This window comes from Methylobacterium sp. P1-11 (genome assembly GCF_008329595.1).
Lineage (GTDB): Bacteria > Pseudomonadota > Alphaproteobacteria > Rhizobiales > Beijerinckiaceae > Methylobacterium.
In genome coordinates this window covers 65,379-78,332 of record NZ_NPKS01000031.1, presented here as the reverse complement: position 1 = coordinate 78,332, position 12,954 = coordinate 65,379, and the positions used below count along the sequence as shown (strand labels likewise).

Genomic DNA, 12,954 nt, shown 5'->3' with positions numbered 1-12,954 from the left:
GAATTGCTGCTCGACCGAGGCCGCCTGCTCCTGCGCCGAGGCGCGGATCTCGGCCGCCGCCGCGTTCAGGTCCGCCGTGGCCGCACGGTTGGTCCGCGCCAGATCCGACAGGCCCGCAACCATCGCGTTCAGCGTCCCACCCAGACGGCCGATCTCGTCGCGTCCGCCCGCCGCCAGCTGGCCGGACAGGTCGCCCGCGCCGACGCGGGCCACGAAGGCCATGACCGTCTCGAGGGGGCGCACCACGGCGCGGCTGATCAGCCAGGTGATCAGGATCGCCAGCAGCACCGAGGCGGCCAGGGTCAGGTAGATCGAGAGGCGCGAGCGCTCATAGACCTCCTGCGCGGCGCGCTGGCCCAGAGCCATGCCGCCGTCGAGCTGAGACCGCAGGTTCTTGATCCCTTCGAGGAAAGGCGCCTGCAGGCGGGTGATCTCCACGTTACGGGCCTCGACCGCCGCGACGTCCTGCCGGGCGATGGCCGCGAATTGCGCCTCGCCCAGGGCCTTGACCTCGCGGAAGGCCCCCTGGACCGCATTCGCCGCCGCCGCGATGCGGTCCCAGGACGCCACGCGCTCGAGGGAGGCCGACCGGGTCCGGTACTCGGTCGCGAGCTGGACCGTGGTGGCGAGCCGGTTCTCCACCTGAGCCGCCGTCTGGCGCCAGGTCGCCAGCAGATCCTCGGTCCCGGCCGGGCGTCCCTGCGCCTGCAGCAGCATCGCGATCACGGCGCTGCGGCGCAGGAGCCCGAGATCGCGCGCCTCGTTCCCGAGATCGTCGAGCTGGCGCAAGATCGTCATGTCCCGCCGGACGATCGCATCGGTCGTGTCGCGCACCGCGCCGATCTGCTCGAGGGCGTAGAGGCCGAGCGCCACCACCACCACCGTGATGGCGAAGAAGCCGAGGAGGATGCGTCTTCCGATCGAGAGCGACACGGGCGGGGAGGGCTCCGGTTGGGGCAGGCGGCCCGATCAGGGCAGGGCGCGGCGCAGGAGGCGGGGGAGGTCGATGACGACGAAATCGGGGCGGCCGTCGCCGGCCGAACCGGCGTCGGAGGCCGGGGCATAGACCGAGGCGGCCGCGTTGCCCAAGCCATCGGGATCCGCCACATCCGACGCGGCCGCGCCGGACGCGGCCGCACGGGCGATGCCCAGCACCCTTTCCACCGACAGGGCAAGCGGTTGCGGCTGCGTGCCGCGCAGGACGATCAGATGACCCGAAGCCGTCTCCCCGTCCGATCCGGGGTCAGGCCGACCGAGGGCCCGGGCAAGGCTGAGCACGCCGACGATCCGGCCCGACAGGGCGATGAGGCCGTCCAGCGCCGGCACCGCGCCGGGCATCGGCGTGCAGGGGCGCGACGGCAGGACTTGCGCAACGGCCGCCAGCGGGATGCCGTAGCGCTCGCTGCCGCAGGCGCAGACGAGGTGATCGATCCCCGAATCGGCGGCCAGCGCAACGGCGCCGCGCCGGGCGAGGGCGGCCGCGCGCTCGGCGCGCAGATCCCGCTCCGTCCGCGTCCGGGGAGGGCCCTCCTGTGCAATCGGGCGTGCCCCCATCAGGACCTCCTGCTGCCGGCGCCGCCGAGCGCGGCACGGGCCGCGGCCGCGCTGGCCGCAATCTCGCCGGCGGAGGCGCCGTCGCCCTCGGGCAGCGCCGTATCCGGCCCGAGGGCTTGGCTGAAGGCGACGGCGTTGTCGAGGGCGCGGACCGCCTCGTGCGGGCGTTGCAGCGCGATCAGCAGCAGGCCGAGATGGTAATGGGCCATCACGAAACCGCGGTCGAGGTAGAGCGCGGCCCGGAGCGCCCGCTCGGCCTCGGCATCGCGGCCGAGGGTGCGGGCCAGCAGACCCTCGTAGAAGCGCAGGGCCGTGTCGGTCGGGTCCCGGTCGAGGGCGACCCGCAGCGCCCGCCAGGCCGCGCCGGTCTCCCCGGAATCGGCGAGGGCGCGGATCCGGTCGAGCCCGCCCGCCTCGTCCGCGGCTGGATCCGCAGCATCCGGTCCCTCAGGCTCGGCGGGACCCGTCGCGGCCGCGGAGGCGGCGCCCCGGCTCGGAACACGATCGGCCGCGGCGTCGGGCCGTCCGGCACCGGCCCCTGCGCCGGCACCGGACTCGGCCGCACCCCGGCCGGGCTCCTGCGCGCGCGGCTCCTTCCCCGGTCGTGCCGGACGGGCGGAATCCGGCGCCGGCCCGGCGCCCAGGGCGACCGGCGGCGCCTCGGAGCGGGGGCGATAGGCCACGGTGCCGGGCATGCTGACGGCGTCGAGGAAGCTCGCGAAGGCGGGACTCGGCTCGGCGTGGCCGAGCAGCAGCCAGCCGTCCGGCCGCAGCCTGCGGCCGAGACCCCGCACCACGGCGGCCACCGTCCGGGCATCGAAATAGATCAGCACGTTCCGGCAGAGGATCAGATCGAACGGCTCGCCCTGCGGCGTCCCCGGTTCGGCCAGGGTCAGCAGGTTGCCGCGCTCGAACCGGACCGGTCCGCGAAATTCCGGCCGCAGGGCGTAGCCGCCCTCGCGCCGGATACCCGGGGTGGCCGGCAACCGGGTGAAGTAGCGCAGCCTTTCCTCCGGCGGCATCGTGCGCAGGGCCCAGCGGCCGTACTCGGCGGCGCGGGCGGTGGCCAGCGCCTCGACGCTGATGTCGGTGCCGAGGATCGTGACCCGCCAGTCGGGCAGGGCGTCGCCGAGCAGTTCGCGCACCAGGATCGCCAGGGAATAGGGTTCGGCCCCGGTGGAGCAGCCGGCGCTCCAGATCCGCAGGACGCGCTCGGCCGCCCGGGCCGCGATCAGCGCCGGCAGGATGGCCTCACGCAGCGCCTTGAACTGCTCGGCATAACGGAAGAAGAAAGTCTCACCGACGGTGATCTCGGCCTCGAGCCGGGCCCATTCCGCCTCGCCCTCCGCCCCGCTCGACAGCAGGGTCGCGTAGGCGGCACAATCGGCCACCGCAGCGGCCCGGATGCGGCGGTGCAGCCGCTCGATCAGCAACTCGTCCTTGTCGATGTAGTAATGGTGGCCGGTGCGCGCGATGATCCGCGCCTTGAGGGGCGCGTAGGCGGGATCGGCACCCAGATCGGGACGGGGAATACCCGGACGGGCCATCGCGCGGTCAGGCGGAGTGCGGCAGCGCGGCGAGACGTTCGGCGGCGGCCCGCGCCAGGGCGTCGACGCGGCTCCGTTCCTGCGCAGTCAGGAGGCGCTCCGGCGCCAATGCGTGGACCAGGCGCTCGTCGAGGACCAGTTCCGCGGCGACGCAGCCGTTGAGCGTACCGGCCTCCTCGGCCGGCCGGATCGCGCTCTCCGGGACGGTCATGAGATCGGCTACGCGGTCGACGAGGTAGGCGACGGCCTCGCCCTGCATCAGCACGAGGTGGGCGTAGACGCCGGGCGCCGGAACCGCCGGGTGCAGGCCGAGCAGGGCCGCCAGGTCGATCACCGGAACCGGTGCGCCGCCGAGATTGAGGAAGCCGGTGAGCCAGCCGCCGGCCGCGGGCGGCGTGTGGAGATCCGGGAGCGGCAGGATCTCGGCGACCGCGCCGCGGGGCAGGGCGCAGGTCGTGCCGGCGACATCGAGCAGGAGATAGGCCGAACCGCTGCTGGCCACCGCCACCTGCTCCCCTGTTGCTCGGTCGCGGCCGGGCCGGGACGGTGGCGACATAGGCCCAGTTAACGCTGCCGGCAATTGTGCGCCGCAAACGCGCGATGATGCGGAACCAAGTCTCGTCTGAGCCGCTTATTTTCCGACGCAGCGGCAACGCGCCTGACGACGCGCGACGCTTTGCCTGCGCCGGTTTATGCCAGGGATTGACGATGAGGAAACTACTGTTGGCCGCCGCGTCGCTGACGCTCCTCGCGGGCTCCGCCTACGCCCAGGGCAACTCGCCCTACAATGCCTCTGGCTCGCAGGCCGGTGGCCCCCGCGGCGGCCTGGAGCGCGCCAACGAGGCCGCCGCGATGGAGCAGGGTGCTGCGCCGGCCGCGCGCCCGATGATGCGCAAGCGCATGAAGCACAAGCGCATGAAGCATCACCGCCGGATGCGCCACCACATGTGAGCGGAGAGCACCGGGGCGCGCCGCAGGCGGCATCGCCCGGGTGGCTCGGCCTGTCGCATCCGCGACAGGCCTTTTTTGTGCCTGCTCACAGGCAAACGCCCGCCCCGCCGACCGGAAGCATAATGCATGACGATCGGCCGTTGCGGACCGGCGAGCCGCAGTTCAAGCTTGTGCGAACGCTGCCGCCGCCGAAGAATGTTCGCAAACGAATATCGGCCGGTCACGCGTCCAGCGGCGCGGCGGCCTGGGGACATGCGAGGGCCTATCGATGTCACGACCGCTCGACCGGAGATCCGAGGACAGGGTCGAGGCGACCGGTGTCGAGGGGCGGCGCAGCGCCATCGTGGCCTGCGTGCGCCAGCGCGGCTTCGTCACGATCGAGGCTCTGGCGGCGCAGTTCGGCGTCACCGTGCAGACGATCCGGCGGGATCTCAACGAATTGAGCGCCGAGGGCCGGCTTGAGCGATACCGCGGCGGCGGCGGCCTGCCGTCCAGCGTCGAGAACATCGACTATGCCGATCGCCGGGTGACCCTGCTGCCGGAGAAGACCCGGATCGGCCGCCTCGCGGCGAGCCGCATCCCGTCGCATTGCTCGGTCTTCATCAATATCGGCACCACGCCCGAGGCCGTCGCCCGGGAACTCGCCCACCACGACGATCTCAGCATCATCACCAACAATCTCAACGTCGCCCTTTCGCTGGCCGAGACCACCGAGTTCCGGATCGTCGTGGCCGGCGGCACCGTGCGCAACCGTGACGGCGCGGTGCTGGGCCAGCTCACCTGCGACACGCTCAGCCAGTTCCGCGTCGACATGGCGGTGATCGGCATCAGCGGCATCGACGCCGACGGGGCGCTCCTCGACTACGATTACGAGGAGGTGCGGGCGACGCAGACCATCCTGGCCCATGCCCGGAAGACCTTCCTGGTGGCCGATCACACCAAGTTCACCCGCCGCCCGATGGTCCAGGTCGGGCGCCTGGAGCAGGTCGACACGTTCTTCACGGATCGGATGCCGCCGTCGGAGATCGTCGCGCTGATGGAGCGCCAGGGCGTCACCCTCGCGGTCGCCGACAACGCGGACGAACCGTAACGAACATTCCCTTTTTCGCTTGCGAAAATTTCCGGGAGGCTCAATATATCTCCAACCCGCCGCGAGGGCGGGAGAGGAGGAACCATGGCGGCAGCAACGCGCCAGCGCGAGCCGTCCGACGCCTACGATCTCCTGATCATCGGCGGCGGCATCAACGGCACGGGGATCGCCCGGGATGCGGCCGGCCGGGGTCTGTCGGTCCTGCTGGCCGAGCGCGGGGATCTGGCCGGCTTCACCTCCTCGTCCTCGACGAAGCTGATCCACGGCGGCCTGCGCTACCTCGAATATTACGAGTTCCGGCTCGTGCGGGAGGCGCTTGCGGAGCGTGAGCGTCTGCTGCGGCTCGCACCGCACGTGATCTGGCCGCTGCGCTTCGTCCTGCCCCACGACGAGGGCCTGCGCCCGGCCTGGATGCTGCGGCTCGGCCTGTTCCTCTACGACCATCTCGCGCGGCTGCGGACGCTGCCAGGCTCGCACGGCGTCGACCTGCGCCGTTCCGCCTTCGGAGAACCGCTGCAGAAGCGCCTGACGCGTGGCTTCGTCTATTCGGATTGCTGGGTCGAGGACAGCCGCCTCGTCGTGCTCAACGCCATGGATGCCCGCGAGCGCGGCGCGACGGTGCTGACCCGCACCGGCGTGGTCTCGGCCCGGCGTATGGGCGCGGGGGACGACGAACATTGGGTCGCAACCCTGCGCGACGAGCGCGGCGGCGCCGAGCGGACGATCCGCGCCAAGGCCGTGGTCAACGCCGCCGGCCCCTGGGTCAGCGAGACGCTCGGCGGGACGCTCGGCATCAACAGCCGCGCGGCGGTGCGCCTCATCAAGGGCAGCCACATCGTCGTCAAGCGCCTGTTCGCGGGCGACCAGGCCTACATCCTGCAGCAGCCCGACAAGCGCATCATCTTCGCGATCCCCTACGAGCGCGACTTCACGCTGATCGGCACCACCGACGTGCCCTATGACGGCGAGCCCGGCCCGGTCTCGATCTCCGAGGCGGAGACCGACTATCTCTGCGGCTGCATCAACCGCTCGTTCGACACCAGGATCACCCCGGCCGACGTGGTCTGGAGCTATTCGGGCGTGCGCCCGCTCTACGATGATGCGGCCGAGAACGCGTCCGCCGTGACCCGCGACTACGTCCTCGACGTCGAGGACCGGGGCGGGAAGGCGGCGGTGCTGTCGGTCTTCGGCGGCAAGATCACGACCTACCGGCGGCTCGCCGAGCACGCGCTGGAGAAGCTGAAGCCGTATTTCCCGGCGCTCAAGAAGGCCTGGACCGGCGATGCGGTCCTGCCCGGCGGCGCCATGAAGGACGCCGATTTCGACCAGTTCCTCGCCAAGCTGAAGGCCGAGAAGCCGTTCCTGCCCGACGAGACCGCCCGCCGCCTCGCCCGCGCCTACGGCACCCGGGCGCGCGACATCGTCGGGACGGCCCGCTCGATGGCGGATCTCGGCGAGGCCTTCGACGGCGGGCTGACGGCGGCCGAGGTCGATTACCTGCGCACCGAGGAATGGGCGGTCTCCGCCGACGACATCCTGTGGCGCCGCTCCAAGCTCGGCCTGCGCACTGGCGCGGAGAGCGCGGCGCGCCTCGCCGCCTACCTCGACCGCAAGGCCGAGGCCGCCTGATCATCTCGGCCTCGATCCGGCGGCAGACCGGTCGGGCATAACAGGGGAGGGAACGATGAGCCGTTACGTCGGGGCCATCGACCAGGGCACCACCAGCAGCCGCTTCATCGTGTTCGACCGGGAGGGCAGCGTCATCGCGCTGGCCCAGGCCGAGCACGCGCAGATCTACCCGGCCCCCGGCCATGTCGAGCATGACGCCACGGAGATCTGGACGAAGACGCAGGGCGTGATGCGCGAGGCGCTGGAGAAGGGCGGGCTCCAGCCCTCCGATCTCGCGGCCATCGGCATCACCAACCAGCGCGAGACGACGCTGATCTGGGACCGGAAGACCGGCCAGCCGCTCCACAACGCCCTGGTCTGGCAGGACACCCGCAACGACCGGCTGGTCGCCGAATTCGCCCGCGACGGCGGCCGCGACCGGTTCCGCGACCTCACCGGCCTGCCCCTGGCGAGCTACTTCTCCGGCCTCAAGCTCCGCTGGCTCCTCGATCACGTGCCCGGCGCCCGCGCGAAGGCCGAGGCCGGCGACGTGCTGTTCGGCAACATCGACACGTGGCTGGTCTGGAACCTGACCGGCGGCACCGAAGGCGGCCTGCACGTCACCGACGTGACCAACGCGAGCCGCACGCAGCTCATGTCGCTCAAGACCCTCGAATGGGACGACGGCATGCTGAAGACCTTCGGCATCCCGAAGGCGATGCTGCCAAAGATCGTCTCGTCGAGCGAGGTCTACGGCGAGACCAAGGCGCCGTTCGCCGGCGTGCCGATCGCCGGCATCCTGGGCGACCAGCAGGCGGCCCTGTTCGGCCAGACCTGCTTCGCGCCGGGCGAGGCCAAGAACACCTACGGCACCGGCTGCTTCGCCCTGATGAACACCGGCGAGGAGCCGGTTCCGTCGAAGGCCGGTCTCGTCACGACGCTGGCCTACCGCCTCGACGGCCAGAAGCCGGCCTACGCGCTCGAAGGGTCCATCGCCATCACGGGCGCCCTGGTGCAATGGCTGCGCGACAACCTGCACATGATCAAGGATTCCGCCGAGGTCGAGACGCTCGCCACGACGGTCGAGGACAATGGCGGCGTCTACTTCGTTCCGGCCTTCTCGGGCCTCTACGCGCCGCACTGGAACGAGGGCGCCCGCGGCCTGATCATCGGCCTCACCCGCTACGTCAACCGCGGCCACATCGCCCGCTCGGTGCTGGAGGCGACCGCCTTCCAGACCCACGAGGTGCTGGACGCGATGGCGAAGGATTCCGGCATCCCGGTCAAGGAACTGCGCGCCGACGGCGGCATGGTCGCCAACAACACGCTGATGCAGTTCCAGGCCGACATGCTCGACGTTCCGGTGGTGCGCCCGAAGGTGGCCGAGACCACGGCGCTCGGCGCCGCCTACGCGGCCGGTCTCGCGGTCGGCTACTGGAAGGGGCTCGACGACCTCAAGCGCAACTGGGGCGTCGACAAGCGCTGGACGCCGAAGATGGATGCCGGCCGGCGCGAGACGATCGCCGCCGCCTGGAGCCGGGCGGTGCAGCGCTCGTTCGACTGGAAGACCGACGAGGATTGACCGCACCGCCCTCGGGCCCGTGTGCACGGCGTGCGGCCCGACGGCCTCGTGACCACCTCCATCCCGCCCGCGCCCTCATCCCGAGGTGCGGCGGAGCCGCCTCGAAGGAGGGATCCCGCCAGCCGCGCGATCCCTGGAGCTCTCCTTCGCGGCCTACGCTTCGCTTCGGCACCTCAGGATGAGGGCGGCGAAGAGGATCTGCGCAGATAACGGTGACCGCCTTCGGCGATCACACGCTCGCACAAGCTTTGGCCTCTTACAAAAAGCAGCGAACGGGGGAGACAAGACGATGACATCACCATTCCTGGGCGAATTCCTGGGTACGATGACCTTGATCGTGCTCGGCGACGGCGTCGTCGCGGGCGCCCTGCTCAAGCATTCCAAGGGCGAGAATGCCGGCTGGATCGCCATCACGGCGGGGTGGGCCTTCGCGGTCCTCGCCGGCGTCTTCGTCGCCAACGCCACCGGCAGCGCCGACGCCCATATCAACCCCGCGGTCACCGTGGCGGGCGCCGTCAGCTCCGGCGATTTCAGCAAGCTCGCCACCTACATTCCGGCCCAGATGCTCGGCGCCTTCGTGGGCGCCGTCCTCGTCTGGCTCCATTACCTGCCGCATTGGGGCGCGACCCAGGATACCGGCCTGAAGCTCGCCTGCTTCTGCACCGGCCCGGCGATCCGCGACGCGAAAGCCAACTGGATCTCCGAGATCATCGCGACCTTCTTCCTGATCCTGACCATCTCCGCCCTCGTGACCACCACGCTGGGCTCGGCCGGGGCGATCCCGCGGGGCGTGGCGCCCTACATGGTCGGCATGCTGGTCTGGGGCATCGGCCTGTCGCTCGGCGGCACCACCGGCTACGCCATCAACCCGGCCCGCGACCTCGGGCCACGCATCGCCCACGCGGTGCTGCCGATCGCCGGCAAGGGCTCCTCCGACTGGGGCTACGCGCTGATCCCGGTCGCCGCGCCCCTTGTCGGGGCGGTGCTGGCCGGGCTGTTCGTCCGGGCGCTGGGGATCTGACGGAACGCCCACACCCTCAACCGCCGCGGGGCGGCCCGGCGTCGCGGCGGTTTGCGGCGCGCGGCCTTGAGCCTTAAGTCAGGGCGATCCCGACGCGCCCCAGGCGCTTCCCCGCGGTGTGGCAGCCCTCGACCCATGGCCGTCGTCCTCGACATCCTGAAGAACGATCCGCGCGCCGCGCGCCTGCGTCACCCCGAGAAGGCGCACCGGCCCGATCAGCCGGTCCAGGCCAAGAAGCCGGACTGGATCCGCGTGAAGGCACCCGGCTCGAAGGCCTGGACCGAGACCCAGAAGATCGTGCGCGAGCACGGGCTGGTCACGGTCTGCGAGGAGGCCGGCTGCCCCAATATCGGCGAGTGCTGGGAGAAGCGGCACGCCACCTTCATGATCATGGGCGACACCTGCACGCGGGCCTGCGCCTTCTGCAACGTGCGCACCGGCCTGCCGGAGGCCCTCGACGCGGCGGAGCCCGAGAAGATCGGCGATTCGGTGGCCAAGCTCGGCCTGCACCACGTGGTCATCACCTCGGTGGACCGGGACGACCTGAAGGATGGCGGCGCCGAGCATTTCGCCCGCACCATCGCGGCGATCCGGCGGGCGAGCCCCGGCACCACGGTCGAGATCCTGACGCCGGACTTCCTGCGCAAGGACGGCGCCCTGGAGGTCGTGGTCGCCGCCAAGCCCGACGTGTTCAACCACAACCTCGAGACCGTGCCGGCCAAGTACCTCACGGTGCGGCCGGGCGCCCGCTACTTCCACTCTGTGCGCCTGCTCCAGCGGGTCAAGGAGCTGGACCCGGGGATCTTCACCAAGTCCGGCATCATGGTCGGCCTCGGCGAGGAGCGGAACGAGGTGCTCCAGCTCATGGATGACCTGCGCTCGGCCGACGTCGACTTCCTGACCGTCGGCCAGTACCTGCAACCCTCGAAGAAGCACCACGAGGTGGTGCGCTTCGTCCCCCCCGACGAGTTCAAGGCCTACGAGACCACCGCCTACGCCAAGGGCTTCCTGCTGGTCTCGGCCACGCCCCTGACGCGTTCGTCGCACCATGCGGGCGAGGATTTCGCGCGTTTGCAGGCGGCCCGTCTGGCAAAACTGTCGCCCGCGCTCTCGGCCTGAGGATATCCGAACACCATGCCGTCCTTCCGGGTCACCCGCGCGGTGAAGCATTCGCCGCAGCAGATGTACGACCTCGTCGCCGACGTGGAGCGCTACCCCGAGTTCCTGCCGCTCTGCGAATCCCTCCGCGTGATCCGCCGGCAGGATACGCCCGAGGGCGGGCAGGTGCTGATCGCCGAGATGGGCGTGGGCTACAAGGCGATCCGCGAGCGCTTCACCACCCGGGTCAGCCTCGATCCCGCGAACCTCAAGATCGTCGCCGAATACATCGACGGCCCGTTCCGGCACCTCGAGAATCGCTGGCTGTTCAAGGAGGCGCCGAACGGCGGCTGCACCGTCGACTTCTTCATCACCTACGAGTTCAAGAGCCGGACGCTCGGACTCCTCATGGGGACGATGTTCGACCGCGCCTTCCGCAAGTTCACCGACGCCTTCGAGGGGCGGGCGGACCGGATGTACGGGGTGGGTGCGTAGCGCCCTCGTCATCGCCGGCGTAGCGAGGCGCCCCGGGGACGCGGCCCGCTGACGATGCCGGGCCCTCCGAAGAAGCGGGCAGTCCAACACGCGCCCGCATCCTGCGGTGCCGCAGCGCAGCGGAGGCCGCGCGCATCTCGGGATGAGGGGCGTTGGTCGGATCGCCGGGGCGCGGAGTTCCCTCGTGTCCTGCGTCGCACCGCGATCGGGACCTGCTCCTGGATCGCTTTGCTCCGCTCGCAAGGACGCTATCAGGCGCGCAGGGGCGCGCGCACATGCTCGGGCCGCACGCCCATCCCGATCATCCGCGCCGGCAGGACCTGAAGCCGCGGCAGGGCATCGAGGAGACGCAGGGCCAGCGGCGCCCGGAACGGCGCATCGGCCGCGAGGGATGCGGCGATCACGCGGGACTGGATCATCCGCTGCAGCGCCTGCGTCACCCGCACCGGAAACATGCGCCGGGCCTGGACCCGGGCGAGATCGGCCTCGACGAGGCGGCCGTCCCGCAGGGGCCCGGTCAGGAGGTTGGCGGCCGCCACCGCGTCCTGGATCGCGAGGTTGATCCCGACGCCGCCCACCGGCGACATCGCGTGCGCGGCATCCCCGATGCAGAGCAGGCCCGGGCGGTGCCAGCGCTCGAGCCGGTCGACCGTGACGGTCAGGAGCTTGACGTCGTCCCAATCGGCGATGGCCCCGGTGCGGTCGGCCAGGAACGGCGCGATCTCCGCTACCAGCGTCCGGAAGGCGGGCAATCCCTGCGCGCGAAGCGCGGCGTCGCCGCCCTTCGGCACCACGTAGGCGCATTGCCATTCATCGCCCCGGTCGAGGGTGATCAGGATCCGCCCCGGTCCGAACCGCCCGGCCGCCGCCTCGGGATCCCCGTCCCGGCGCGGCAGGCGGAACCACAGCACGTCGATCGGCGCACCGAAGACCCGGGGCGCGAAGCCGGCGCGCTCCCGCATCCGCGAGTGACGGCCATCCGCGCAGAGAACCAGATCGGACCGGATCTCCACCGAGCCGCCCGGCCCCGCCGCGCGCACGCCCGCGATGCCGCCCTCCGTCTCGATCAGGTCCTGCGCCTCGGTCCGGCGGATCAGGCGGAAAGCCGGGTAGCGCACGGCCTCGCCGGCGAGGAAGTCCAAAAAGTCCCATTGCGGCATGAAGGACAGGAAGCGGTTGCGGGTCGGCAACCGGCTGAAATCGGCGACCCGGTAGCTGCGTCCGTTGACGACGCCCGAAAAATTCTCGACGCGCCGCTGGGGGAGGGCGCGGAAGCGCTCGGTGAAGCCCAGCTCGTCCATCAGGTCGAGGGTCGAGGGATGGATCGTGTCCCCGCGGAAGTCGCGCAGGAAATCGGCGTGCTTCTCCAGCACGGTCACGTCGATCCCGGCGCGGGCGAAGAGCAGGCCCGCCATCATCCCGGCGGGTCCGCCGCCGACGATGCAGAGGCGAGTCGTCACCGTATCCATGGACCGTCCTCCCCGTTCCGTGATCAGTCGCCGAGGGCTTCCTCCAGCAGGCCGAGCGCGTCGGCGACGGCGGCGCGGCGGATGCCCGCACGCCCGAGATCGCCGTAGCGCCTCTCCAGATGGCGTGCGCCGCCGTCCCGCCGGGCGAGCCCGAAATGCACCAGCCCGACCGGCTTCTCGGCGCTGCCACCGCCCGGGCCGGCGATCCCGGTGATCGCCACCGCGACGGTGGCTCGCGATGCGGTGAGCGCTCCGGCAGCCATCGCCCGCGCCACCGGCTCGCTGACGGCGCCGTGCTGGCGGATCAGGTCCATCGGCACGCCGATCGCCTCGGCCTTGGCCGCGTTCGAGTAGGTGACGAAGCCACGCTCCACCACCGCGGAGGAGCCCGGCACCGCGGTGAGCAGGCCGGCCACGAGGCCCCCGGTGCAGGATTCGGCCGTGGCGATCGTGCGCCCGGCCGCCGTGTAGGCCGCCACCAGCGCCTCGGCGCGCGCGAGAAGCTCTGCGTCGTCGACCATCGGGGACGGGCTCTCCTC

13 protein-coding genes are annotated in these 12,954 nt (G+C 71.3%); 7 read left to right on the top strand and 6 right to left on the bottom strand.

The annotated features are described in order from the left end of the window. The 4 genes from CIW48_RS25575 to CIW48_RS25560 all read right to left on the bottom strand — a co-directional run. On the bottom strand, window positions 1–933 hold a 933-nt coding region (locus CIW48_RS25575), incomplete at its 3' end, for a methyl-accepting chemotaxis protein (RefSeq protein WP_149313261.1). A gap of 36 nt (window positions 934–969) precedes the next feature. Further along, window positions 970–1,554, bottom strand: a complete 585-nt coding sequence (locus CIW48_RS25570) for a chemotaxis protein CheW (protein ID WP_149313260.1) — start codon at window positions 1,552–1,554, stop codon at window positions 970–972. Further along, entirely contained in the window at window positions 1,554–3,101 is a 1,548-nt protein-coding gene (locus CIW48_RS25565; RefSeq protein ID WP_149313259.1) for a protein-glutamate O-methyltransferase CheR, read from the bottom strand. The genes CIW48_RS25570 and CIW48_RS25565 overlap by 1 nt, the downstream gene beginning before the upstream one ends. 7 nt (window positions 3,102–3,108) lie before the next feature. Further along, window positions 3,109–3,603, bottom strand: a complete 495-nt coding sequence (locus tag CIW48_RS25560) for a chemotaxis protein CheW (protein WP_246695417.1) — start codon at window positions 3,601–3,603, stop codon at window positions 3,109–3,111. 206 nt (window positions 3,604–3,809) lie between these two features. On the opposite strand from CIW48_RS25560, the gene CIW48_RS25555 reads away from it, so the two are divergent. The 7 genes from CIW48_RS25555 (at window position 3,810) to CIW48_RS25525 (ending at window position 10,946) form a co-directional block, all read left to right on the top strand. Continuing rightward, window positions 3,810–4,052, top strand: a complete 243-nt coding sequence (locus CIW48_RS25555) for a hypothetical protein (RefSeq protein ID WP_091781907.1) — start codon at window positions 3,810–3,812, stop codon at window positions 4,050–4,052. A gap of 268 nt (window positions 4,053–4,320) precedes the next feature. Then, window positions 4,321–5,142: a DeoR family transcriptional regulator gene (locus CIW48_RS25550; RefSeq protein WP_149313257.1), complete on the top strand. Its 822-nt coding sequence runs from the start codon at window positions 4,321–4,323 to the stop codon at window positions 5,140–5,142. Window positions 5,143–5,226: 84 nt separating this feature from the next. Continuing rightward, window positions 5,227–6,771: a glycerol-3-phosphate dehydrogenase gene (gene glpD, locus CIW48_RS25545; RefSeq protein ID WP_149313256.1), complete on the top strand. Its 1,545-nt coding sequence runs from the start codon at window positions 5,227–5,229 to the stop codon at window positions 6,769–6,771. A 55-nt stretch (window positions 6,772–6,826) separates the two neighbouring features. Then, window positions 6,827–8,332, top strand: a complete 1,506-nt coding sequence (gene glpK, locus CIW48_RS25540; protein WP_149313255.1) for a glycerol kinase GlpK — start codon at window positions 6,827–6,829, stop codon at window positions 8,330–8,332. A gap of 289 nt (window positions 8,333–8,621) precedes the next feature. Further along, window positions 8,622–9,353, top strand: coding sequence for an MIP/aquaporin family protein (locus tag CIW48_RS25535; protein WP_149313254.1), 732 nt, complete (start codon window positions 8,622–8,624; stop codon window positions 9,351–9,353). Window positions 9,354–9,488: 135 nt separating this feature from the next. Further along, window positions 9,489–10,472 carry a lipoyl synthase gene (gene lipA / locus CIW48_RS25530; protein ID WP_091781918.1) on the top strand — a complete coding sequence of 328 codons (984 nt, stop codon included), beginning with the start codon at window positions 9,489–9,491 and terminating at the stop codon, window positions 10,470–10,472. Window positions 10,473–10,487: 15 nt separating this feature from the next. After that, entirely contained in the window at window positions 10,488–10,946 is a 459-nt protein-coding gene (locus tag CIW48_RS25525; RefSeq protein WP_091781921.1) for a type II toxin-antitoxin system RatA family toxin, read from the top strand. A 251-nt stretch (window positions 10,947–11,197) separates the two neighbouring features. Here the strand turns inward: CIW48_RS25525 and CIW48_RS25520 are convergent, their stop codons facing one another. Together CIW48_RS25520 and CIW48_RS25515 are read right to left on the bottom strand one after the other, a co-directional pair. Beyond that, the gene (locus CIW48_RS25520) at window positions 11,198–12,415 is read right to left on the bottom strand and encodes an FAD-dependent oxidoreductase (RefSeq protein WP_149313253.1); all 1,218 of its coding nucleotides are present in this window, start codon (window positions 12,413–12,415) and stop codon (window positions 11,198–11,200) included. Between the two features lie 23 nt (window positions 12,416–12,438). Further along, complete coding sequence (locus CIW48_RS25515) at window positions 12,439–12,936, bottom strand: CinA family protein (protein ID WP_091781927.1); 498 nt, start codon at window positions 12,934–12,936, stop codon at window positions 12,439–12,441. Window positions 12,937–12,954 lie beyond the last annotated feature (18 nt).